The organism is Baekduia sp. Peel2402 (genome assembly GCF_052567285.1).
Map to the genome: position 1 here is coordinate 3,154,754 of NZ_CP199582.1, position 23,126 is coordinate 3,177,879.

Genomic DNA, 23,126 nt, shown 5'->3' on the forward strand with positions numbered 1-23,126 from the left:
GCCATGACGATCCCGGCCTTCAGCGGACTCAACACGGCGCTGCGCGGCGTCCAGGCCCACCAGTCGGCGCTGGACGTCACGTCCCACAACATCGCCAACGTCGACACCGACGGCTACACGCGCCAGCAGGTCGTCCTCGGCGCCGCCCCGTCGCTGCTGATCGACTCGATCAAGCAGGACGGCACGGGCGCGCAGCTCGGCCAGGGCGTCGACGTCCTCAGCTACCGCCGTGTCCGCGAGGACTTCCTCGATCTTCAGTACCGCACCCAGAGCACGGTCGCCTCGCAGGCCGAGACCACCGCGCGCCGCCTGACGACCGCGCAGAGCCTGCTCGGCTCGGGCACGGCCAACGACCTCGGGGCGCTCGTCGACAAGTTCTGGACCTCGTGGGACACGCTGGCGTCCAACCCGAGCTCGCAGGCTGCCAAGGACGGCGTCGTCGGCGCCGCGCAGAACCTCGCCACGCGCTTCAACTCGCTGGACAAGGACCTGGCCGCCTCCGGCCAGCAGGCCACCGACGCGATCAGCGACATGCTGTCGCCCGAAGGCCCGATCAAGCCGATCGCCAACGAGCTGGCGTCGCTGAACCAGCGCATCAACATCGCCGTCCAGTCCGGCAGCGAGCCCAACGACCTGCTCGACCGCCGCGACCAGCTGCTGGACCAGCTCTCGCAGTACGGCCAGGTCTCGGTCACCGCCGACCCGACGCTCGACGCCAACGGCAACAAGGCCTACCCGGGCATGATCCAGGTGTCCTTCGCCGGCGCCACGCAGCCGCTGGTCTCCCAGACCGCGGTCACGATGCCGACGACCGCGACGATCTCCGCGACCCCGGGCGGTCAGCTCGGCGGCCTGCAGGACGCCGCGGCCAAGATCGCCAGCTACCGCACGACGCTGTCCTCGATGGCCTCGTCGCTGATCACCGGCGTCAACACGCTGGCGACCAACCCCATCTTCTCCGGCACCAGCGCGACCGACATCGCGACGGTCGCCACCGGCGCGACGGTCACCGGCGCTCCGGCCGGCGGCGCGGCGGGCGACAACTCGGTCGCCGCGGCGATCGCCAAGCTGCGCGGCGGCACGGTCGACACGGCTTACGCCGGCCTCGTCCGCACGGTCGGCTCTGACGTCCAGAGCGCGACCAACACCTACTCCACCGCGACGAGCGTCCAGAACTCGATCTCGGGCCAGCGCCAGTCGGTCTCCGGCGTCTCGCTGGACGAGGAGATGTCCAACCTCATCAAGTTCCAGCGCGGCTACCAGGCCGCGGCCCGCGCGCTGACGACGATGGACGACATCTTGAACACGCTGATCAACTCGACCGGACGGGTGGGGATGTAGATCATGTCCTTCCGCGTCACGAACAACATGGTCAGCGACCGGGTCCTGCAGGACCTCCAGTCCCGGTACAAGACGCTCACCGACACCCAGAACTCGATCTCCACCGGCCGCTCGGTCAACGCGCCGTCCGACGACCCGATCGCCGCGGCGCAGGAGCGCCTGCGCCTGTCGGAGCTGTCGGGCATCAAGTCCAGCCAGGACTCGGTCGCCGGCGTCTCGACGCGCTTGACCTCGGTCGAGTCGTCGCTGGAGTCGCTGCGCTCGGTCCTGTCGCGCGCCAGCGAGCTCGCGCTGACCGGCGCCAACGGCTCCTACAGCCAGACCAACCGCAACGCGATGGCCGACGAGATCGACCAGCTGATCAAGTCCGCCAAGGACTCGGTCAACGCCAAGGTCGACGGCGAGTACGTCTTCTCCGGCACGGCGACCGACAAGGCGCCCTACACGACCGCCACCGGCGACACCTACCAGGGCGACGCCAACGCGATCATCCGCGACGGCGGCGCCGGTACCCAACTTTCCACCAACCCGTCCTTCACAACCACGGACGGAACCAGCACGCCCTTGACCGCAGGTGCGCTCTTGGGCAGCGGCAGCGCGACCGGGGACGGCAAGATCCTCGACGCGCTGGCCCAGCTCTCCGCGCATCTGCGCGGGGGCACGGCCGCGGACCTCCAGGCGATCGGGACCACCGATCTCCAGGCGATCCAGGCCAACCAGACCGCCATCAGCTCCGCCGTCTCGGCGGTTGGCGCGATGTCGAACCGGGCCACCGCGGCCACGGCCCGCCTCGAGGACCTCGAGGACGGGACCAAGCAGAAGATCGACGACCTCACCGGCGTCGACTACGCGGAGGCCCTCATGAACTACCAGACCCAATCTGCCGCCTACCAGGCCTCTTTGAAGGTCGGCGCGCAGGTCATCCAGCCCTCGCTCCTGCAGTTCCTGTCATGAGCGGCGGACTGATCAACCCCAACAACGGAGGCGACTCCCACATGGCAGTAACGCTCCAGTCGAGCCGCTTCGGGGAGCTTCAGATCCCCGCCGAGGCAGTGCTCGACTTCCCGAATGGGCTCATCGGCCTGGGTGGCCGGCGTTTCGCCCTCCTCGCTCGCAGCGAGGAGTCCGCGTTCGTCTGGCTGCACTCGATGGACGACCCCGAGCTGGCGGTCCCCGTGACGAACCCCTGGCGGTTCTTCGAGGACTACGAGCTCGAGCTGTCCGACGACGAGGCCGAGCGGCTTGGCATCTCCAGCGCCGAGGACGCGATGGTCTACGTGACCGTCCGGTCCGCCGCCGCACTCGAGGACTTCTGCGCCAACCTACGCGCGCCGATCCTCGTCGTGGGCAACCAAGGTCACCAGGTGATCAACCAGGTGACGGATGCCCCGGTCCGTGCCCCCCTCTTCGCCGGGCTCCAGGAGGAGCCGTCGACGAAGGCCGCGTAGCCCTTCTACGCTCGAACCCCAGCCTCGGAATCCAAGGAGGAATCTGAAAGATGCTCATCATCACCCGTCGCCCCGGCGAGAAGATCATGGTCGGCGACGACGTCGTGGTCGAAGTGATCGAGGTCAGCGGCTCGAGCGTTCGCATCGGCATCGCCGCTCCCAAGTCGATCCCCGTCTACCGGGAAGAGATTTGGGCGGCCGTCCAGGCGGAGAATCGTGCCGCCGCTGCGTCTGACGTCACCGAACTTCCGGACGACGTCCCGGCGCCCTCCAAGAACCCCTAGCCGCCGGCTAGACGCAACTCCCTCCCTGCACTACTCCCTCCTGACAGGAAAGGACAAAGGATGTCCCTTCGCATCACGCACAACATCGAGGCGATGAACGCCACGCGGAACCTTCAGTCGAATACGGCGAAGATTTCGCAGTCGATGGAACGTCTTTCTTCCGGCTACCGCATCAACCGCGCGGCCGACGACGCTGCCGGCCTCGGCATCTCCGAGTCCATGCGGTCGCAGATCCGCGGCCTCGGCCAGGCTCAGCGCAACATCCAGGACGGCGTCTCGATGGTCCAGACCGCCGAGGGCAACCTCGACGAGGTCCACTCGATGCTCCAGCGCGTCCGCGAGCTGGCCGTCCAGTACAAGAACGGCTCGCTCGACACGGCCGCCCGCACCTCGATCCAGAACGAGGTCAACCAGCTGGCGTCTGAGATCGGCCGCATCGGCCAGCAGGCGCAGTTCAACGGCATCAGCCTGCTGAACGGCTCCGCCACGGTCTCGTTCCAGGTCGGCGCCAACGACGGCGAGCAGATCGGGATCACGTTCCTGAACCTCGCCACGGGCATCGGTTCGTCCTACGCCTCGCTGTCGGCGACGACGAACACCGACATCTCCGAGATCGACACGGCGATCAACGCCGTCTCGGCCGCCCGCGCCGAGATGGGTGCCGTGCAGAACCGCCTCGACCACACGCTGTCGGTCTCCGCCGCCTACCAGGAGAACCTGACCGCGGCCGAGTCGCGCATCCGCGACGTGGACATGGCTGAGGAGATGGTCAACCTCACCAAGATGCAAGTCCTGCAGCAGGCCGGCACCGCGATGCTCTCGCAGGCCAACCAGGCCCCGCAGAACGTCCTGAAGCTCCTCGGGTAAGCCCCGAAAGCAGTGCCTCTGTCCGGCCGTCGGGCCGCTCCTCTGCCGGGGGAGCGGTCCGATGGTCGTTAAAGGTGATCCCGCGCTTAGGGCGAACGGGGACAATAGGAATTGTGAGCTCGCAGGTCGGCACGCTGCTCAACGGCCGGTATCGGCTGGACGCCCAAATTGGCACGGGAGGAATGTCGACGGTCTATCGCGCCTTCGACACCGTGCTGGAGCGCCAGGTCGCGATCAAGCTCATGCACCGCGAGATCGCGACCGACAGCGATCAGCTGGAGCGCTTCCGTCGCGAGGCGCGCGCCGTCGCGCAGCTCAACCACCCGCACATCGTCACGGTCATCGACGCCGGCGAGGACGAGGGCATGCCCTACATCGTCTTCGAGTACGTCGAGGGCGAGACGCTCAAGGACCGGATCCGGCGCTATGGGCGGCTGCCGATCCAGGAGTCGATCGCCTACGCGATCGAGATCGCGCGCGCTTTGGGCGTGGCGCACGACCGCGGCATCGTCCACCGCGACGTCAAGCCCCAGAACGTCCTGGTCGACGAGGAGGGCTCGGCGAAGGTCACCGACTTCGGGATCGCCCGCACGCTGGACCAGGAGGGCCTCACCGCCGACGGCCGCGTGCTCGGAACCACCGACTACGTCTCACCCGAACAGGCGCTGGGCCACCCGGTCACCGGTCAGAGCGACCTGTACTCCTTGGGCATCGTGCTGTTCGAGATGCTCACCGGGGACGTCCCGTTCAAGGGCGACAACCAGGTGGCGGTCGCGATGAAGCACGTGCGCGAGCAGCTCCCGGACGTCCAGGTGCGCCGGCCGGAGGTCTCCAACGCGCTGGCGGCCGTGCTCGAGCGGGCAACCGCGAAGGAGACCGAGAAGCGCTACCCGGACGACCGCGCGCTGATCGCCGCGCTCGAAGAGGTCCTGGCGATCGAGACGCAGCGCTCGGGCCATTCGACCGGCGAGGCGACCGCGGTCCTGCGCACGCTGCCGGCCTCCGCCCAGCGGCGGCTGCCCGCGCGCGTGATCCACCCGGTTCGCCTGGTGGCGGCGCTGGTCGTCATCGCCGCGGTGGTCGTCGCCGCGGTGCTGCTGCTGGCCGACCGCACCGAGAAGGGCACCGCGCAGCGCCCGGTCGACAAGACCCAGCCGGCGACCGGGCTGCAGTCGGTGTCGCTCGGCCAGTCGCGCGCCCACGACTTCGATCCTTACGGCGACCAAGATGAGCACGGCGGCGACGCGCTGCGCGTGCTGGACGACGACCCCGGCACGGTCTGGACGACCGAGACCTACCGCGGTGGCTTGCAGAGCAAGCCCGGTGTCGGGATCTACCTCGACGCCAAGCCGGGCATCGTCGCCAAGCGCCTGGACATCCGCACCACGACCACCGGCTGGACCGGCAAGGTGTACGTGTCGAACTCGGTCGACACCAAGGCGACCGACCTCAGCGGCTGGCAGGACCTCGGCACGACGATCGACGCCACCAAGAAGTCGATGGCGATCCAGCTCGACACCGCCGGACAGAAGTTCCGCTACTACCTGGTCTGGATCACCAAGCTGCCTGAGGGCGGCAAGGTCGGCATCTCCGAACTGGTCCTCTTCCAGCCCAAGCCATGAGGCTGACCCACCCCGAGCGCGAGCTGTGGCCCGAGGACGGGATCACCAAGGGCGAGCTGTTCGAGTACATGGGGTCGATCGCCGACGTGATGCTCCCGCACGTGCGCGACCGGCCGGTGTCGCTCCAGCGCTTCCGCGGCGCGGTCGGCGACGGCGGGTTCTTTCAGAAGGAGGTCCCCAAGGGCGCGCCCGACTGGGTGCGGACCGTGGAGGTGCCCAAGAAGGACGGGGTCGTCCACCACGTCTTGGCCAATGACCAGCGGACGCTCCAGTGGCTGGCCCAGCAGGGCTGCGTGACGCCGCACGTCTTCACCTCCCGCGCGGACAAGCTCGACCGCCCCGACCGGCTGGTCATCGACCTCGACCCGTCCACCGAGGACTTCGCCGCCGTGCGCACCGCGGCCCGCCTCTGCGGCGACGCCCTGCGCGCCGTGGGCCTGGAGCCGTTCGCAATGGTCACCGGCTCGCGCGGCATCCACGTCGTCGTGCCGCTCAAGCGCACGCGCGCGGTGGGCGACGTCGCCGACTGGGTCGCGGCCTTCGCCGCCGACCTCGCCGCCGCGCACGACGACACGCTCACGACCGAGTTCTACAAGAACAAGCGCGACGACCGCATCTACCTCGACGTCGCCCGCAACCGCCCCGCCCAGACCGTCGTCCCGCCCTACGCGCCGCGCCCGCGCCCCCACGCGCCGGTCGCCACGCCGCTGCGCTGGGAGGAGCTTGACGACGACGCGCTGAAGCCCGACGGCTGGACCCTGCGCACGATCGGCGACCGGCTCGCGGAGCTCGGCGGCGACCCCTGGGCCGACATCACCTCCGCCGCCCGCGCGCTGCCGCGCGGATAGCCATCACCCCCTCGGGGGATCCCCACGTCGCCGGCAGTACCGCACCCCTCAGCGCCCCTGGACGAACGGCCGATCACCAGACCATGGCCTCCCTGCCCGCGCTCCCCTCCCTCGCGGCCATCCGCCGCAAGGACGACAACTCGCCTTCCGCCGCCGACCTCGCCGCCCAGGTCGACGCCAAGCTCAAGCTCGCCCGCCGCCTCCACGCCGAGGACCAGGCCCGCCGCTCGACCTCGATCGCCCCGCCGCCGCGCTAGCGCCCTAGTGGCGCAGGGCGCGTTCGCGCTCGAAGCGCGCGACGGCGATCTTGCAGAGCTCGTCGACCAGGTCCGGGTAAGCCAGGCCGGAGCGCTCCCACAACACGCCGTAGACCGACGTGGGCGTCTGGCCCGGGAGCGTGTTCAACTCGTTCAACAACACCGTCTCGCCGTCGACGAAGAAGTCGGCACGGGCCAGGCCGGAGCAGCCGGCCGCCGAGAAGGCGCGCGCGGCCTCCTCGCGTAGGCGCGCGATGGCCGTCGGGGAGATGCGCGCCGGGAACTCCAGGCGCATGCCGCCCTCGGTGTACTTGGCCTCGTAGTCGTACCAGCCGTCGCGCAGCAGGACGATCTCGCCCGGCTGGCTGACGCGCGCGTCGTGCGTGTCGCCCAACACGGAGGACTCGATCTCCAGGCCCGACGAGTTCGCCTCGACGATCACGCGGTCGTCGTGGGAGAACGCCTCGTCCAGCGCGGCGTCGATCTCCTCGGGCTTCTCCACCCGGACGATCCCGACCGAGGACCCCAGCCGCGCGGGCTTGACCCACTGCGGGTAGCCGAGGTGCTCCAGCGACGGGCGCGGCCGGTCCTTCTCCACGAGCGCGTAGGCGACCTGCGGGATCCCCGCCTGCGCCATCAGGTCCTTGAACACCACCTTGTCCATGCACACGGCCGAGGCCATCACGCCGGACCCGACGTAGGGCACGTCCAACAGCTCCAACAAGCCCTGCACCGTGCCGTCCTCGCCGAACGGGCCGTGCAGGACCGGGAAGACGACGTCGGCGTCCAGGAACCCGCGGCCAGGGCGCAGCACCAGCTCGTCGCCGTCGTGCCACCACGTGCCGTCGCGCTCCAGCGTGACGCGCAGCACCTCGTGCCCGGCGTCCAGCGCGCCCTGGGCGACCGTGGCGGCCGACACCAGCGAGACCTCGTGCTCCGAGGACCGACCGCCGCCGAGGACTGCGACCCTCACGGCGTGGTCTCCGTCTCGCTCGGCGAGGTGCTGCTCGGCGTCGTGCTCGACGCCTCCTGAAGCTGTCCGTAGGTGAGGGTCACGGTGTCGCCCTTCTTGGCCTTGGTCCCGGAGGCCGGGTCCTGGGTGATGACGCGCAGGTCCTGCGCGGGGTCGGTGGTCTCCTGCGGGACCAGCTCGACGTCGAAGCCCGCCTGCTTGAGCGCCGCCTGCGCGGCCAAGCGGCCCTGCCCGACGACGTTTGGCACATCGACCTCGGGCGGCGCCTTGCCGACCGTGATCGCCACCGTGCCGCCCTTGGCCAGCGTGCCGCCGCTGGCGGGCTTCTGCGCGAGCACCTTGCCGACCTCGTCCTCGTCGGTGGTCTCCTGATCAGTCTTGGAGACGTTGAAGCCGACCGACTCCAGCGTCGTTCGGGCCTCGTCCTCGGTCAGGCCGGTCACCTTCGGCACGGCGACGCGTTCCTTCCCGCTGGAGACGATCAGCGTCACGCTCGCGCCCTTGTCGAGCTCCTGGCCGACGTCGGGCCGCGTGCCGATGACGCGGTTCTCCTTGATCGTGTCGCTGGCCTGCTGCTCCTCGGTGATGTTGAAGCCGAGGTCGGTCAGCGCCTTGCGCGCGTCGCTGCGCCGCTGGTTGGTGAGGTCCGGGATCCGCGCGGTGCCCGGGCCGGAGCTGACGGTGAGGTTGACCGTCGAGCCCTTCGGCACGCGCGAGCCGCCCGCGGGATCCTGCCCCGTGACCGTGCCCTTGGCCGCGGTGTCTGACTCCTTCAGCGTCACGTCGGTCTTCAGCCCAGCGCGCTTGAGCACCAGCTCGGACTCGGCCTGCGGGCGGCCGACGACGTTGGTCACCTTGACCTTGTCCTTGCCGGTCAGCAGCAGCCCGGCGACGATCGCGCCCGCGACGAGCAACCCCACCAACAACGCGATCCACCACTTGCCCGGGCCGTCGCCGTCGTCCTCCTCGACCACCTCGCCGGGCGCCGGGGGCGGGCCGTAGTGGCGCTGCTCGATGTAGGCGTCCGGCGGCGGCAGCGGGACCATCGGCCCGGTCGGCTGCAGGACGCGCGTCGCCTCGCCGGTCGCGCCGAACGCGGAGACCGGGACGATGCCGGCGGCCGCCTGCTCCAGCGCGGCGACGAACTCGTCGGCGTCCGCGAAGCGGCGCGCCGGGTCCTTCTCCAAGGCTTTGAGCACGACCGCCTCGAGGGCGGGCGGCACCGCCGGGTTCAGCTGCGACGGCGGCACCGGCGCCTCGCCGACCTGCTTGAGCGCGATCGTGACCGCGCTCTCGCCGTCGAACGGCACGCGGCCGGTGAGCATCTCGTACAAGATGATCCCGATCGAGTACAGGTCGCTCGGCGCGCTGACCGCGTGCCCTTGGGCCTGCTCGGGCGAGAGGTACTGCGCGGTGCCCATGATCGACCCGGTCTGCGTCATGTCCGACGCGCCCGCCTTGGCGATCCCGAAGTCGGTGACCTTCGCGCGCCCCTCGGCGTCGACGATCACGTTGTGGGGCTTCAGATCGCGGTGGATGATCCCGCGCTTGTGCGCGAAGCGCGCGGCGCGCAGGATCTGGATCGTGAAGTCGATCGCGCGCGAGGCCTCCAGCGGCGCCTCCTCCTGGACGAGCTTCTTCAGCGTCCGTCCTTCGAGGTACTCCATCGCGATGTAGTACGTGTCGTCCCACGCGCCGCGGTCGTAGACGGCCACGACGTGCGGGTGCTGGAGGCCGGCGGCGCTGGAGGCCTCGCGGCGGAAGCGCTCGACGAACTCCTCGTCCTGGGCAAAGCGCCGGTGCAGGAGCTTGATCGCGACCTTGCGGCCGAGCTGCAGGTCCTCGGCGCAGACGACGTCGGCCATCCCGCCGGAGCCGACGCGGGCCAGCACGCGATAGCGGCCGTCGATGATCGTCGAGGTGGTCTCGGGCGTGGGATCCGTCACTTCAAGAGCTCTTCCATGATGTCGCGCGCGATCGGCGCCGCGAAGTCGCCGCCGAAGCCCGTGACGGCCTTGACCGTGACGGCCACCGCAACCCGCGGGTTGTCCGCGGGCGCGAAGCCGATGAACCAGACGTCGTTGATCTTCTTGCCGAACTCGGTCTCGGCCGTGCCCGTCTTGCCCGCGACCTGAAGGCCCGGGATCTGCGCGTTCCGACCGGTGCCGCTCTGCACCACGCCCACCATCATGTCGGTCACGGCGGCGGCCGTCGATCCCTTCATGACCTCGGACTGCACCTCGGGCTCGACCTGGTCGACCGTGCGGCCGTCGCGGTCCACGACGCGCGTGGCGAGATGCGGCTTCATCAGCTTGCCGTCGTTGGCCACGGCGGCCGCGACCTGCGCCATCTGCAGCGGCGTGGCCTGCAAACCGCCCTGGCCGATCGACATGCGGCCGAGGTCGACGAAGCGCGACGTCGGCGAGACCGCGTGGCCGGGCGGGTTGGGCGCGACGACCGAGGCCGACATCGAGTCCTTCGGGTAGTCGAGCTCGGGCTTGGCGTCGAAGCCGAAGCGCTCCATGTACTCCTTCATCACCGACTTGCCGAGCTTCTCGCCGACGTTGGCAAACGCGGTGTTGACCGACTTGGCCAGCGCGGTCTTCAGGTCGATCTGGCCGAAGTCCTCGTTGAAGTCGTTGGCCAGCGGGACGCCGGAGAACTTCTGGCCGCTGTCGCCGTCGACGGCGCTGTTGGCGCTGAAGGCGCCCGTGTCGATCGCGGCGGTCGAGGTGATGACCTTGAACGTCGAGCCCGGCGCGGCGCCGAACTGCACGGCGCGGTTGACCAAGGGCTTCTCACGCTCGTTCTTGTTGGCCGCCTTCAGCACGCCCGCGTTGGCGATCGTGTTGGGGTCATAGGTCGGGGTCGAGGCCATCACCTTGACCGAGCCCGTCCGCGGATCCAGCGCAACGGCCGCGCCCGAGGACCCCACCTTGGCGATCTCGTCCAGCGCCAGCTGCTGGGCCTTGGGATCCAGCGACGTGCGCACGTCGTCGCCCTCGCGCGCCTTGCCGATCAGCTGATCGAAGGTGGTGGTGAGCGCGTTCTTGTTGCCGGTCAGCTCGTCGTTGCGGTAGCGCTCCAGCTCGGTCTGGCCGATCGAGCTGTAGGAGTAGCCGATCGGGTGCCCGAAGCGCTTGCCCTGCGGATAGGCGCGGTGGTAGACGCCCTCGTCGTCACGCGTGGAGCGGGCGATCACCGAGCCGTCAGCGGCGAAGATCGTGCCGCGGCGGATCTTCTGCGCGCGGATCAGCTCGCGGTGGTTGGCGGTGTCGTGGTCGAGGTCGTCGGCGCGCAGCACCGTCCACCACGAGGTCGAGACCAGCAGCGCGCCGAACATCAGCAACGCGACGACGAAGAGGCGCCCGATCGGCTTGTTCACGCCGACGCCTCTCTCCGTGCGCGGTCAGAGACCAGCAGCAACAGCGCCAACAACACGAAGTTCGCCAGGATCGACGAGCCGCCGTAAGAGACGAACGGCAGCGTGACGCCGGTCAAGGGGATCAACTTGGTCACGCCGCCGACGATCACGAAGACCTGCAACGCGAAGACGCTCGTCAGCCCGGTCGCCAGCAGCTTGGAGAACGAGTCGCGCGCGAGCATCGCGATCTTGAACCCGCGCTGGACCAGCAGCAGGTAGATGCACAACAGCCCGGCGGCGCCCAGGAGGCCCAGCTCGTTGACGATCACCGCGTAGATGAAGTCGGTGTGCGGCGCGGGCAGCAGCGAGCAGTTGATGGTCGCGCTGCAGTCCTCGCTGCCGGGGATCCGCAGCACCGCCTGGCCGAAGCCGCGGCCGAGCACGCCGCCGTCGGCCTGCGCCCAGAGTCCCTGGGCGAGCTGGTAGCTGCCGCCGCTGACGCGGTTGAGCAAGTCCGGGTTGAACGGGTCCTGCCAGGCGTCGATGCGGTCGGCGATGTGGCCGATGTGGCCGGCGACCAGATAGGCGCCCAGCGCGAACGTCGCGATGCCGACGACCACGAACGACAGCCGGTCGGTGGCGACGTAGATCATCGCCAGGAACGCGCCGAAGAACATCACCGACGAGCCGATGTCGCGGATGTAGAACAGCAGCAGCATCGACGTGCCCCAGATCACGAGCATCGGGCCGAAGTGCTTCAGCGGCGGGATCGTCACGCCCATGAAGCGCCGACCCGCCGTGACCAGCAGCTGGCGCGTGTCGCGCAGGTAGGACGCCAGGAAGACGACGATCGCGATCTTGGCGAACTCCGCCGGCTGCACCGACAGCGAGCCGATCTGGATCGACAGGTAGGCGCCGTTGACCGGCGTGAACGCGCGCGGCAGCAGGAGCAGCCCGATGCCGCCGATGGCGATCAGGTAGCGGTAGCGCTCCAGCTTGCGGTAGTCGCGCAGCAGCACGATCGTCGCGGTGAAGAGCCCGAGGCCGATGACGAACCACTGCGCCTGAAGCCGCGCCAGCCCGTCGTCGATCCGGTAGATCTCGACCAGCCCGAAGGACGCCAGCAGCGCCGCGAGCGGGAACAGGTAGGGATCGGCGTTGGGCAGCGTGAGGCGCAGGACGAGGTGCGCGGCGACGCACAGGCCGAGGAAGATCGCGCCGTAGGTGAGGCTGGCGTTGGAGACCTCGTTGGTCCCGCTCAACCCGCCGAGCAGGTCGTCGCGCGACAGGAAGACGGCCGCGAAGCCGGCGGAGACGAGCAGCGCCGCCGGGATGAGCGCGAAGAGCTCGCGATTCCGTGCACTCATGCTGTTTCCGTCTCAATCGAGACGAAGTCTCGACGAGCGCTCACGAGGCGTTCTGCCCCGCCAGCGTGCCCTGCTCGAGCTGGCGGATGAGGTCGACGGCGTCGTCGTGCGAGCGCAGCTTGTGCTCGGTGACCGTGCGCTGGACCTGGGGCGACAGCTCCTGTGCCGGAACGCCGCTGGTGAACTCCGTGGAGTAGAGCTTGAGGATCGGCAGCGAGTACGGCAGGCCCGTGTAGAGCGTCACGAACCCGTCGTCGTCGGTGCCGACGAAATAGACCGACCGCGTCGCGATCCAACCGCCGGAGGCGATCAGGACCAGCAGCACGGCGATGACCGCAAAGCCCTTGGCGAAGGGCGCCCAGCGGCGCTTGCGCTTCGGCGCGGCGTCGTGGCGCGGATGGCGCGGCGGGCGCGGGGCGCGCGCCTCCACCGTGCTCGCGCCGACCACGGATCGCGGGTCGTCCGGGGTCCTCGACTGCTGCGTCGCCGTCGCGCCCGCTCCCGCCGCCGACGCCGCGCGCACCTCGGCGGTGCTCGGCGCCGTCGCGCCGGCCATCGTCTCCTGTCCACCGCTGCCACCGACGACCGCGCCCTCGCCCGGCGTCACCTCCTCCACGCGGAAGAGGATCACGGTGATGTTGTCGCGCCCGCCGGCCTCGTTGGCGGCGGCGATCAGGCGCGTCGCGGCGGTCGAGAGATCCGGCGACGTGGCGATCAGCTCGGCCACGCGCGGGTCCGGGACCATGCCGGTCAGGCCGTCGGAGCAGAGCAGGAAGACGTCGCCGTCGCGGACCGGCCAGGAGAAGTGGTCGACGACGACCTCACCCTCGATCCCCAGCGCGCGCGTGATGATCGAGCGCTGCGGGTGGTCCTCGGCCTCCTCGGCGGAGATCTGGCCGCGGCGCACCAGCTCGCCGACCAAGGAGTGGTCGTCGGTCAGCTGCGAGAGCTGGCCGTCCCGCAGCACGTAGAAGCGGGAGTCGCCGACGTGGGCGATCGCCAGGTCGTCCTCGCCGACGTAGGCGACCGTGAGCGTCGTGCCCATGCCGGCGAACTGGTCGTCGGACTGCGCGCGCTCGTGGACCTGCGAGTTGGCGGCGGCGACCAGCCCGGCGAGGCGCTCCTCGTAGGTGCCCGGGCCGTCGGGCAGACCGCCCTGGTCGGCGAAGACGTCGACCGCGGTCTTGGACGCGACCTCGCCGGCCTGCGCGCCGCCCATGCCGTCGGCGAGCACGAACAGCGGCGAGCGGACCCAGTAGGAGTCCTCGTTGGCAGAGCGGGCGCGGCCCGTGTCGGTGCGGGCGGCGTGATCGGCGACGCGCAGCATCTAGCGGTCCATGTAGGTGAACTCGCTGTCGCCGATCCGCACGCGATCGCCGGCGTGCAACGGCCGCGGACCGTCGACCAGCTCCTCGTTGAGGTACGTGCCGTTGGTCGAGCCCATGTCCTCCAGGACGATCACCGCGCCCTGGCGCGTCAGCCGCGCGTGGCGCGAGGAGGCGAACGGGTCCTCGAGCCGGATCTCGGCCTGGTCGCCGCGGCCCAGCACCGCGCCCTCGCCGACCTCGTACTCCATGCCCGGCACGTGGCCGGGCGCGCGCTCGACGACCAGGCGCGGGTCCAGGCCGGCCGCGGCGTCGGCGCCGATCGTCTGGATGCCCGTGGCCTCAGACGGCGACGGGACGAAGGCGCCGGAGCTCGTCGTCTGCAACGTCGTGCGCTTGAGGTCCTTCAGCGCGTTGCGCGAGATCCACAACAAGAACAGGTAGAGGACGGCCAAGAAGGCGAACTTCAGCGCGACGGAGGCGGGATCGATCACGGCTACTCGACCTCGAAGTCGACGCGGACGGTGCCGAACTCGATGCGATCGCCGTCTTCCAGCGGGTGCGCGCCGTCGACCGCGCGGCCGTTGACGCGGACGCCGTTGGTGGAGCCGAGGTCCTGGATCAGCCAGTTCTGCCCAGACGGCGAGATCTCAGCATGGCGGCGTGAGACGTTGGAGTCGTCCAAGACGATGTCCGCGTCGCGGCTGCGGCCGATCAACGCGCCGGTCGGCGGGATCTGCAGGCGCTTGCCGTTGGCGACGATGACCGCGCGGCGGCGGACGTTCTGCGCGCCGCCGCCGACCTCGTTGAGCGCCGACTGGTGGCGGTCGGAGGTCGAGTAGACCATCGTGTGGCCGTAGTCGGCCGGGCGCGCGGCGGGCTGCTCGGGCTGAGCGGGCTGATGGGGCTCGACGAGCCGCGCCTGGATCCCGAACTCGCCCAGCGCCAGGCGCTCGTCGGTGCGGAACTCGATCTGCGGCTTGGAGACCAGCGCCAGCCGCTCGCGCCGCGCGTGTTCGAGCAGGTACGCGCCGAGCTCGTCGATGACCGACTGCTCGACGCCCTCGTAGCGCTGGCGGTCCTGCGGCGACAGCCAGACCACGTACTCGTTGGGCACGTAGGTCCGCGAGACGGACACCGTGCGGTGCTCGTCCATCTCCTTCGCAAGCTTGCGCGCGAGTTCGACCGGCCGGACTTCGGACCGGAAGACGCGGCCGAACGTCCCCTCGACGAGGCCGGCGATCTTCTCTTCAAGGCTGCGGAGGACGCTCATGCCGTGTGGGAGGACCGCTCGCGCGGACCGGCCTCAGAGGTTACGGCAGGTCAACGCGCTCCGCGGACCTCAGGTGACGGGCAAGCGGCGCGAGGGCCAGCGCGCCGGCCAGGACGGCGCCCTCGACGAGCCCCCGAGGCGTCGCTCCGAGCGCCGCCTGCGTCCCTGCCGCGCAGGCCGCGGCCCACACCGACGCCGCGAGCACATCCAGCACCAAGAGCCGCCCACGCACCAGGAACGGCAACACCGCCGCGGCCGCCGCCCACACGCCGACGAGGACGATCGCGGGCGACGTGACCACCGCGCTGATCGCATCGAACCCGCTGTCGTTCGGCGGTCCGAGCACGAGCTTCTCGCCAAACGCCGCCTCGCCCAGCAGCAGCCACCACGCGCCCAGCGCGCCCGTGAGCGCCCGATGCTCGATCCGCCCCGCCCGCGCCGCCAGGGCTGGGAACCCACCGGAGACCGCCACCAGGCCCATAACGGGCGCCAACGCGGGCAGCGACCACGTCACCGGCGTCGCCCTGCGCAGGAGCAACGGGATCGGAAGCGCCGCCGCCGCGAGCAGCCACGCCCGATCTGCGCCGAGCCCACCCTCGCTCGCCAGCCAGCCGACGATCGCCCCACACGCCGCCATCCACGCCAGGCGCGGGAGGAGCAGTGCCGCCAGCGCCACCGCCAGCGCGCCGGTGAGGGGCGCGACCGGAGGAATCGGCGCGGCCGCACCGCCGCCGCCATCCAACCCCCACCTCAGCGCCGCGCCCGCCAGGACCGCCGCCCCTGCGGCCGCCGCCGCGCGCGCCAGCAGGCCGTAGCGCCGCGGCGGCGCCACCGGGGCCAGCGCCTCGATCGGTCCGCCGGCGATCGTGCCTGGCTCGTCGCCGACGTCGTCCAGCGCAGCGCACAAGGAGGCGCGCAGCTCGCCGACCGTCCCGCGCTCGTCCGCGTGCGGCCAGACGGCGGCGTCGATCGCCTCGCACAGATCCAGCGGCAGATCGCGCCGCAGGCGCCCCAACGGCGGCAGCCGCTGGCCCACGCGCCGCGCCGTCGCGCCCGCGCCACGCGCGCGCACGGGATTGACCCCGCTCAGCCCCTCGTACAGGCACAGGCCCAGCGCGTAGAGGTCGGCCTCCTCGCCGACCTCGCCGCCTTCGGCCTGCTCGGGCGCCATGTAGGCCAGCGTCCCGACCACGTCGCCGGTCCGCGTCAACGCGTCGTCGCCCGCGATCCGCGCCACGCCGAAGTCCGTCAGCTTCGCCGGCGGGCCGTCGCCGCCGTCCGGGATCAGCACGTTCAGCGGCTTGACGTCGCGGTGGACGACCCCGCGCTTGTGCGCGTGGGTCAGCGCGTCGCACAGCGCGACGCCGATCTCCACCACGTCGCGATCGCTCAGCGCGCCGATCTCCAGCAGCCGCGCGTAGGTCCCGCCGCGGACGTACTCGGAGACGAGGTAGACGTGATCCTCGTCGGTGCCGGTCTCGTGCAGCGCGACGATCGCCGCGTGCTGAAGCCGCGCCGCGGCCGTCCCCTCACGCTGCGCGCGCTTGCGCGCTTCCGCGTCCGGCACCGGGATCCGCTTGACCGCGACCGTCCGGTCGAGCTTCTGGTCGTGGGCCAGCCAGACCACGCCGAACCCGCCGCCGCCCAGCCGGCGCACCAGCCGATAGCGGTCGAGGACGACCTCTGAGGAGCCGTTCGTGGCGCTCGTCGTGGGGTGCTCGGCGGTCTCCACCTTCTCCGATCTTCCGCGCGGGAAGAAGGTGCCCTGCGCGCGATGGCGAAGTTGCAGCCACGTTACGCCCGGGCCTCACCGCCCGGGCCACCCGCAATACTGGCCTATTCGCCCCCGCCCGGAGCGTGGCGTGTCCTTCTTCGACGACGAGCCCGACGAGCCCACCCGAGTTACACGCCCCGCGCGGCCCCGCCGCGCTGCGACCGCTGGCACCGCCGCAGGACCGCCGCCGGTCGACGTCGCCCGCCGCCGCCAGTTCGTGCTGTTCGCGGGCCTGGCGGTTATCGCGCTGCTGCTGATCCTCACGGTCAAGAGCTGCTCCTCCACGCGCGCCAAGAACGCGCTGAAGGACTACAACCGCGAGGTCACGTCGATCGTGCAGGACTCCGATCGCAACGTGTCGCGCCAGCTGTTCGACATCCTCAACAAGGGTGGCTCGACCCAAGACGTGACCGCCGCGGTCAACCAGGTCCGCGTCGTCGCCCACGACGACGCCACGCGCGCCAAGGGCCTTGACGCGCCCGACGACGTCGCCGCCGCGCAGACCAACCTCGAGCTGGTCATGAACCTGCGCGAGTCCGGCGTCACCGAGATCGGCAACCAGCTCTCCAAGGCGCTCTCCAACCAGCCGTCGGCGACCGCCGCGATCGCGCGGATCGCCGGCCAGATGCAGGCGTTCCTGGCCTCCGACGTCGTCTACTCACAGCGCGTCAACCCGCTGATCACCCAGGCCCTGAAGGACAAGGACCTCGGCGACCAGACCGTCGTCTCCTCCAAGTTCCTGCCGTCGATCGGCTGGCTGGACGCCAACCAGGTCGCCAACAAGCTCAACCCGGACGCCGACACGTCGTCGCCGAGCTCCAGCGGCGAGGTCAAGCCCGGCACGCACGGCCACGGCCTGGTCAGCACGACCGCCGGCGGCGTCGCGCTGCAGCCCGGAGGGACGGTCAACCGCGTGACCGCCAAGGCGCCGCTCAGCGTCGTCGTCGCCTACGCCAACCAGGGCGAGAACGACGAGAGCAACGTCAAGGTCACCGTGAAGGTCACCGGCGGCGGGTCCAAGACGATCCAGTCGACCAAGACCATCAACCAGACGAAGGCCGGCACGCAGGGCACGGTGCCGATCCAGTTGACGAGCGTGCCGCCGAAGGGCACGTCCTCGACGATGACCGTCCGGATCTCGCCGGTCCGCGGCGAGCAGAAGACCGACAACAACCAGTCGACCTACACGATCCTGTTCAACTGACGCGTTCAGTAGCGTCCGGGGCGTGGATAGCTCGACCGCGGGGATCGTCGCCGTCGCCGGCTGCGCCGTCGCGCTCGCCGCGCTGATCGTCGCGACCATCGCGTTCGTCCGGCTGCGGCGGCTGCGCGCCGACCAGCGGGTGCTGCTCGGCGCCGGTCCCGCCGAGGACCTGGTCGCGCACGCCGCGCGGATCGAGCAGGAGTTCCGGTCGCTGCACGCCTACGTTGCGGACGTCGCGGCACGGCTGGACGGACGCGTCGGGACCGCGGAGGACCGCCTCGACGCGTCAATCGCGTTCCGCGGGCTGGTGCGCTTCGACGCCTACAACGAGATGTCGGGTCAGCAGTCGGTGGCGATCGCGCTGCTGGACGCCGAGCAATCCGGCCTCGTGTTGTCGTCGATCCACCACCGCGACCAGGCGCGGCTCTACGTCAAGCACGTCGTGCGCGGTGAGCCCGAGTACCCGCTGTCGCCCGAGGAGATCGAGGCGGTCCGGGTCGCGCTGGCCGGCGAGCCACCGCCCGAGCCGCCACGGTTGCCATGAGGCTCGGCTACCTCGGTCCCGCCGGGACCTTCACCCACGCCGCGCTGCTCGCCGCCGGCCATCCCGGCGAGGCGATCCCGTTCAGCACGGAGCGCGAAGCGATCCTCGCAGCGGCGCGCGGAGACGTCGCGGCGGCGATCGTGCCGATCGAGAACTCGATCGAGGGCGGCGTGAACGCGACGCTCGACGCGCTCGCGCTGGAGGTCGAGGACGCCGAGATCGTGGGGGAGGAGGTGCTGCCGGTCAGCCACGCGCTCGCGGTCCGGCCGTCGCTCGCCCTCGCCGCGATCGAGGCGATCACCTCGCACCCGCAGGCGCTCGCCCAATGCCGGCGGTTCATCGCTGAGCACCTGCCCGGCCGCCGGCTTATCGCCGCGACCTCCACCGCCGAGGCGGTGCGCACCGCCGCCACTTCGCAGGACGGCGTCGCCGCGATCGGCACGACCACCGCCGCGTCGCTCTACTCGTGCGAGGTGCTGGCGGAGGGGATCGAGGACGAGCACGACAACCAGACGCGCTTCCTCTGGGTCGCCGCGCGCGGGACCGCCCCGTTCGGCGCCGCCGACGCCGCCCGGCCGGCCAAGACCTCGATCGTCTTCCACGGCGCGGGCGACGCGTCGCCGGGCTGGCTTGTGCGCTGCTTGGACGAGTTCGCGGCGCGCGAGATCAACCTGACGCGGATCGAGTCGCGCCCGCTCAAGCGCCAGCTCGGGCACTACCTCTTCCTCGCCGACCTCCAAGGCGACGCGCGCGCGGCCAACGTGGCCGAGGCCATCGAGCGGGTGCGCACCCACGCAGAAGTCGTACGGGTACTGGGTTCCTACCCGACGGCCGCTGGGCCAGATGGGTTCGAACCAGGCTGATTCCGTTCCCCCGGGTGCTACCGTTTCCGCCCACGGAGCCCCGGCTTATGACGACCACCCAGCTCGTACCACCACACATGATGCGGTCCACGTCGCCCGACGAGCACCGGCGACGTGGACGTGATGGCGGCCGGGTGCTCGTCCTGAATGCGTCCTACGAGCCGATCAACGTGTGCACCGTTCGGCGCGCCGTCGTCCTGCTGCTGAAGGCCAAGGCCGAGGTCGTCGACCACGCGACGTGGGAGCTGCGCTCCGAGCGCGCGGCGATGTCCCGCCCGGTCGTCATCCGGCTGATGACCTACATCGTGGTCCCGCGCGACACTCACCGGCGCAAGATCACGCGCCGCGCGGTCTTCGCACGCGACAACTGGACCTGTCAGTACTGCGGGTCGCGGTCGAACCTGACCGTCGATCACGTCATCCCGCGCTCCAAGGGCGGCGGGTCGACGTGGGACAACATCGTCGCCTCCTGCGCGCCGTGCAACCGCCGCAAGGCCGACCACCTCCCGGACAAGGCGGGCATGCACCCGCGTCGCATCCCAGCGATGCCGCAGCCGCACGTCTTCATCCACGTCGCCACGCCGACGATCCCGGCGGCGTGGCGGCAGTGGCTGCCCGAAGCGGCGTAACCGCCTTCAAGTCCTCGTCCTAGGACCGCGCGGGTCCGCGCAGCGTGAAGGCGCGCGCCGCGAGGCGGTTGGACGACGAAGGGCCGCCGCCTCGCGGCGCAAAGGGGCCCTACAAATGGCAAAGGACGCCGCGGAAATCCGCGACGCCCTTTGCACAACCACTGGACTGGACTTGCCCTATTGCCGACGGTCTGAGCGGCCGGAGGGACGACTTCCGGCATCGGCGCAAGGGGGTGGCCCGGCGTGGATTCGCTGGATCGTTACTCCAGCCCGACCGATCTAGCGGCCGGCCACCTCCAGGGTCCCGCAAGTACTAGAACTAGATATTCGGACCACCTCCTTTCTCTGGTATCGCGCAATGTAGCACCCGTTTCCGACGACCTCGAATGCCTGTCGGCAGGTCCGGTCGACAGGCGGACCAGATGGCGCGAAAACGCAACGGGCCCGGCGTGATCGCCGGGCCCGTCGAAGGTGCTGCGCCGCAGGCCGAACAGCCCGCGGAGGCGCGGCGGAGCTACTCCTCGCCGCCCTCGTCCTCGGGCTCGGCGTCCTCAGCGGCGGCGTCCTCGTCCGCGAGGACCTCCTCGGTCAGCTCAGCCACAGCGTCGTCGCCGGGCTGGGCCGCGGCGGAGATCTCGTCGCCCTCGACGTCGAGCGTCGGCTCGCCGGACTCGTCCTCGGACTCCACGATCAACGCGACCGCGGAGACCTGGTCGCCGTCGCGCGGGTTCATGACCCGGACGCCGGTGGCCGAGCGGCCCTGCTGCGAGATGCCCTTGACGCCGGTGCGCTGGATCAGCCCGTTCTGGGAGATGAACACCAACTCCTGGTGCGGGCGGACGACGAGCGCGCCGGCGAGACCGCCCTTGGCCTCGGTCAGCTTGATCGTGATGACGCCCTTGGTCCCGCGCGCCGTCTTGCGGTACTGGTCGATCTTCGTCCGCTTGCCGTAGCCGGCCTCGGTGACGACCAGCAGCTCCATGTCGTCGCGCGCGACGTCCATGGCGATGACCTCGCCGTCGTCGCCCACGTTCATCCCGCGTACGCCGCCGGTGTCGCGACCCATGTCGCGCGCGTCGGACTCCTCGAAGCGGACGGCCAGGCCGGCCTTGGAGATCATCATGATCTCGTCGCCCTCGTCGACGCGGCGGACGGCGATCAGCTCGTCGTCGTCGCGGATCTTGATGGCGATGATGCCGTCGGCCTTGATCGGCGTGTTGTAGGCCTGGAACTTGGTCTTCTTGATCACGCCCTTGCGCGTGGCGAAGACCAGGTACGGCGACTCCGAGAAGTCGCGCGTCGACAGGACCGACTGCACGCGCTCGTTCTCGCGCAGCGGCAGGATGTTGATCAGCGCGCGGCCCTTCGCCGTCCGCTGGCCTTCCGGCAGCTCGTAGACCTTCGACCGGTAGACCTTGCCCCGGTTGGTGAAGAACAGCAGGTAGTCGTGGGTCGACGACACGAAGAGGTGCTCGATGTAGTCACCGTCCTTCATGTCCATCGCGTTGATCCCGACGCCGCCGCGCCGCTGCTGGCGATACGTCGCCAGCGGGACCCGCTTGATGTACCCCGACTTGGTGATCGTGATGACCATCTGCTGGTCGGCGATCAGGTCCTCGATGTCGAGCTCGTCCTCAGACGGCGCGATCGTCGTGCGGCGCTCGTCCTCGAAGCGCTCGGAGATGTCGAGCATCTCCTCCTTGATCAGCGCGCGGACGTTGGCCTCGTCGCCGAGCAGCGTGCGCAGCTCGGTGATCCGCTCCATGACGTCGGCGTGCTCCTGCTTGATCGCGTCGCTCTCCAGCGCGGTCAGCTGGGAGAGGCGCAGGTCGAGGATCGCCGACGCCTGGATCTGCGACAGCGAGAACGTCGCGACGAGCTCCTCGCGCGCGGACTCGCGGTTCGGCGACCGGCGGATGACCTCGATGACCGCGTCCAGGTTGTCGAGGGCGATGAGCAAGCCCTCCAACACGTGCGCGCGGGCTTCCTTCTGGGCCAGCTCGTACTTCGCGCGGCGGACGACGACCTCGCGCTGGTGGGCGACGTAGGCGCTCAGCACCTCGCGCAGCGACAGCGTCCGCGGGACGCCGTCGACCAAGGCCACCATGTTGACGCCGAACGTCGACTGCATCGGCGTGTGCTTGTAGAGCTTGTTCAGCACCACCTTGGGGTTGACCGCGCGCTTGAGCTCGATCACCAGGCGCATGCCGCGGCGGTCGGTCTCGTCGCGCAGGTCGGAGATCTCGGGGATCTTCTTCTCGCGGACCAGCTCGGCGATCTTGGTGATGAGGCCGGTGTCGCCGCCCTTCTTGACCGCGTAGGGCAGCTCGGTGACGATGATCGCCTCCTTGCCCTGGTGGATCTCCTCGATGTGCGCCCGGGCGCGCACGCGCACGCGACCGCGACCGGTCTCGTAGGCGTCGCGGATGCCCGCGGTGCCCATGATGATCCCGGCCGTCGGGAAGTCGGGGCCCTTGATGTGCTTCATCAACCCGTCGAGGTCGATCGACGGGTCGTCGAGGAAGGCGACCGTCGCGTCGATCACCTCCTTGAGGTTGTGCGGCGGGATGTTGGTGGCCATGCCGACCGCGATGCCGGTGCCGCCGTTGACCAGCAGGTTCGGGTAGCGCGACGGCAGGACGACGGGCTCCTGGTTCTGCCCGTCGTAGTTGGGCACGAAGTCGACCGTGTCCATGTCGATGTCGCGCAGCATCTCCTGCGCGAGGCGCGTCAGCCGCGCCTCCGTGTACCGCATGGCCGCGGCCGGGTCATCGTCGACCGAGCCGAAGTTGCCCTGGCCGTCCACCAGCGGGTGGCGCATGGAGAAGTCCTGCGCCAGACGGACGAGCGTGTCGTAGATCGCCGAGTCGCCGTGCGGGTGGTACTTGCCCATGACGTCGCCGACGATGCGCGCGCACTTGACGTACGGGCGCGTCGGGCCAAGGCCGCTCTCGTTCATCGAGAACAGCACGCGGCGGTGGACGGGCTTCAGGCCGTCGCGGACGTCCGGCAGCGCGCGCCCGACGATGACGGACATGGCGTAGTCCAGGTACGCCGTCCGCATCTCGTCTTCGAGGGCGCGCGGCTCGATGTTGCCGCCGCCGATGACGTCGGTCGCCATCAGGCTTCAACTCCTTGGGTGG

Annotated in this window: 21 protein-coding genes; 12 read left to right on the top strand and 9 right to left on the bottom strand. The window is 70.3% G+C overall.

Annotated elements, in window-relative coordinates:
- Positions 1-3 precede the first annotated feature (3 nt).
- The 8 genes from flgK (at position 4) to ACT01A_RS15490 (ending at position 6,667) form a co-directional block, all read left to right on the top strand.
- Complete coding sequence (gene flgK / locus ACT01A_RS15455) at positions 4-1,341, top strand: flagellar hook-associated protein FlgK (protein WP_445147981.1); 1,338 nt, start codon at positions 4-6, stop codon at positions 1,339-1,341.
- Between the two features lie 3 nt (positions 1,342-1,344).
- Positions 1,345-2,295 carry a flagellar hook-associated protein FlgL gene (flgL, locus tag ACT01A_RS15460; protein WP_445147982.1) on the top strand — a complete coding sequence of 317 codons (951 nt, stop codon included), beginning with the start codon at positions 1,345-1,347 and terminating at the stop codon, positions 2,293-2,295.
- On the top strand, positions 2,292-2,789 hold the full coding sequence (fliW, locus tag ACT01A_RS15465) for a flagellar assembly protein FliW (RefSeq protein WP_445147983.1): 498 nt from the start codon (positions 2,292-2,294) through the stop codon (positions 2,787-2,789). Before flgL ends, fliW begins: the two co-directional genes overlap by 4 nt.
- 50 nt (positions 2,790-2,839) lie before the next feature.
- Positions 2,840-3,073: a carbon storage regulator CsrA gene (csrA, locus tag ACT01A_RS15470; protein ID WP_445147984.1), complete on the top strand. Its 234-nt coding sequence runs from the start codon at positions 2,840-2,842 to the stop codon at positions 3,071-3,073.
- Between the two features lie 60 nt (positions 3,074-3,133).
- Entirely contained in the window at positions 3,134-3,940 is an 807-nt protein-coding gene (locus tag ACT01A_RS15475) for a flagellin N-terminal helical domain-containing protein (protein ID WP_445147985.1), read from the top strand.
- A gap of 113 nt (positions 3,941-4,053) precedes the next feature.
- On the top strand, positions 4,054-5,562 hold the full coding sequence (locus tag ACT01A_RS15480; RefSeq protein ID WP_445147986.1) for a protein kinase domain-containing protein: 1,509 nt from the start codon (positions 4,054-4,056) through the stop codon (positions 5,560-5,562).
- Positions 5,559-6,410, top strand: coding sequence for a non-homologous end-joining DNA ligase (gene ligD, locus ACT01A_RS15485; protein ID WP_445147987.1), 852 nt, complete (start codon positions 5,559-5,561; stop codon positions 6,408-6,410). The genes ACT01A_RS15480 and ligD overlap by 4 nt, the downstream gene beginning before the upstream one ends.
- 83 nt (positions 6,411-6,493) lie before the next feature.
- Positions 6,494-6,667: a hypothetical protein gene (locus tag ACT01A_RS15490; protein WP_445147988.1), complete on the top strand. Its 174-nt coding sequence runs from the start codon at positions 6,494-6,496 to the stop codon at positions 6,665-6,667.
- A gap of 4 nt (positions 6,668-6,671) precedes the next feature.
- Here ACT01A_RS15490 and ACT01A_RS15495 read toward each other — a convergent pair whose 3' ends face one another.
- From ACT01A_RS15495 to ACT01A_RS15530, 8 genes are read right to left on the bottom strand one after another with little or no spacing between them, the layout of a single operon-like run.
- Positions 6,672-7,640, bottom strand: a complete 969-nt coding sequence (locus tag ACT01A_RS15495; RefSeq protein WP_445147989.1) for a D-alanine--D-alanine ligase family protein — start codon at positions 7,638-7,640, stop codon at positions 6,672-6,674.
- Positions 7,637-9,586 (bottom strand): Stk1 family PASTA domain-containing Ser/Thr kinase, encoded by a 1,950-nt coding sequence (gene pknB / locus ACT01A_RS15500; RefSeq protein ID WP_445147990.1) that lies wholly within the window; start codon positions 9,584-9,586, stop codon positions 7,637-7,639. The genes ACT01A_RS15495 and pknB overlap by 4 nt, the downstream gene beginning before the upstream one ends.
- Positions 9,583-11,025, bottom strand: coding sequence for a peptidoglycan D,D-transpeptidase FtsI family protein (locus ACT01A_RS15505; protein WP_445147991.1), 1,443 nt, complete (start codon positions 11,023-11,025; stop codon positions 9,583-9,585). Before ACT01A_RS15505 ends, pknB begins: the two co-directional genes overlap by 4 nt.
- Positions 11,022-12,371 carry an FtsW/RodA/SpoVE family cell cycle protein gene (locus tag ACT01A_RS15510; protein ID WP_445147992.1) on the bottom strand — a complete coding sequence of 450 codons (1,350 nt, stop codon included), beginning with the start codon at positions 12,369-12,371 and terminating at the stop codon, positions 11,022-11,024. The genes ACT01A_RS15505 and ACT01A_RS15510 overlap by 4 nt, the downstream gene beginning before the upstream one ends.
- A gap of 40 nt (positions 12,372-12,411) precedes the next feature.
- The gene (locus tag ACT01A_RS15515; protein ID WP_445147993.1) at positions 12,412-13,698 is read right to left on the bottom strand and encodes a Stp1/IreP family PP2C-type Ser/Thr phosphatase; all 1,287 of its coding nucleotides are present in this window, start codon (positions 13,696-13,698) and stop codon (positions 12,412-12,414) included.
- Entirely contained in the window at positions 13,699-14,190 is a 492-nt protein-coding gene (locus ACT01A_RS15520) for an FHA domain-containing protein (protein ID WP_445147994.1), read from the bottom strand.
- Positions 14,191-14,192: 2 nt separating this feature from the next.
- Positions 14,193-14,969, bottom strand: coding sequence for an FhaA domain-containing protein (locus ACT01A_RS15525; RefSeq protein ID WP_445147995.1), 777 nt, complete (start codon positions 14,967-14,969; stop codon positions 14,193-14,195).
- Between the two features lie 40 nt (positions 14,970-15,009).
- Positions 15,010-16,701: a protein kinase domain-containing protein gene (locus ACT01A_RS15530; RefSeq protein ID WP_445147996.1), complete on the bottom strand. Its 1,692-nt coding sequence runs from the start codon at positions 16,699-16,701 to the stop codon at positions 15,010-15,012.
- Between the two features lie 130 nt (positions 16,702-16,831).
- Between ACT01A_RS15530 and ACT01A_RS15535 the strand changes: the two genes are divergently transcribed.
- From ACT01A_RS15535 to ACT01A_RS15550, 4 genes are all read left to right on the top strand, one after another.
- Entirely contained in the window at positions 16,832-17,947 is a 1,116-nt protein-coding gene (locus ACT01A_RS15535) for a hypothetical protein (protein WP_445147997.1), read from the top strand.
- A gap of 22 nt (positions 17,948-17,969) precedes the next feature.
- Entirely contained in the window at positions 17,970-18,491 is a 522-nt protein-coding gene (locus ACT01A_RS15540; protein ID WP_445147998.1) for a DUF4446 family protein, read from the top strand.
- Positions 18,488-19,354 carry a prephenate dehydratase gene (gene pheA / locus ACT01A_RS15545; protein WP_445147999.1) on the top strand — a complete coding sequence of 289 codons (867 nt, stop codon included), beginning with the start codon at positions 18,488-18,490 and terminating at the stop codon, positions 19,352-19,354. Before ACT01A_RS15540 ends, pheA begins: the two co-directional genes overlap by 4 nt.
- A gap of 134 nt (positions 19,355-19,488) precedes the next feature.
- Complete coding sequence (locus ACT01A_RS15550) at positions 19,489-19,983, top strand: HNH endonuclease (RefSeq protein ID WP_445148000.1); 495 nt, start codon at positions 19,489-19,491, stop codon at positions 19,981-19,983.
- Between the two features lie 514 nt (positions 19,984-20,497).
- Here the strand turns inward: ACT01A_RS15550 and gyrA are convergent.
- Positions 20,498-23,104, bottom strand: a complete 2,607-nt coding sequence (gene gyrA, locus ACT01A_RS15555; protein WP_445148001.1) for a DNA gyrase subunit A — start codon at positions 23,102-23,104, stop codon at positions 20,498-20,500.
- Positions 23,105-23,126: the final 22 nt, after the last annotated feature.

Coding starts and splice junctions, on each gene's coding strand:
- ACT01A_RS15490 (WP_445147988.1), top strand. CDS start 6,494: ATGGCCTCCCTGCCCGCGCTCCCCTCCCTCGCGGCCATCCGCCGCAAG.
- ligD (WP_445147987.1), top strand. CDS start 5,559: ATGAGGCTGACCCACCCCGAGCGCGAGCTGTGGCCCGAGGACGGGATC.
- ACT01A_RS15525 (WP_445147995.1), bottom strand. CDS start 14,969: ATGAGCGTCCTCCGCAGCCTTGAAGAGAAGATCGCCGGCCTCGTCGAG.
- ACT01A_RS15475 (WP_445147985.1), top strand. CDS start 3,134: ATGTCCCTTCGCATCACGCACAACATCGAGGCGATGAACGCCACGCGG.
- csrA (WP_445147984.1), top strand. CDS start 2,840: ATGCTCATCATCACCCGTCGCCCCGGCGAGAAGATCATGGTCGGCGAC.
- pheA (WP_445147999.1), top strand. CDS start 18,488: ATGAGGCTCGGCTACCTCGGTCCCGCCGGGACCTTCACCCACGCCGCG.
- gyrA (WP_445148001.1), bottom strand. CDS start 23,104: ATGGCGACCGACGTCATCGGCGGCGGCAACATCGAGCCGCGCGCCCTC.
- flgL (WP_445147982.1), top strand. CDS start 1,345: ATGTCCTTCCGCGTCACGAACAACATGGTCAGCGACCGGGTCCTGCAG.
- ACT01A_RS15510 (WP_445147992.1), bottom strand. CDS start 12,371: ATGAGTGCACGGAATCGCGAGCTCTTCGCGCTCATCCCGGCGGCGCTG.
- fliW (WP_445147983.1), top strand. CDS start 2,292: ATGAGCGGCGGACTGATCAACCCCAACAACGGAGGCGACTCCCACATG.
- flgK (WP_445147981.1), top strand. CDS start 4: ATGACGATCCCGGCCTTCAGCGGACTCAACACGGCGCTGCGCGGCGTC.
- ACT01A_RS15515 (WP_445147993.1), bottom strand. CDS start 13,698: ATGCTGCGCGTCGCCGATCACGCCGCCCGCACCGACACGGGCCGCGCC.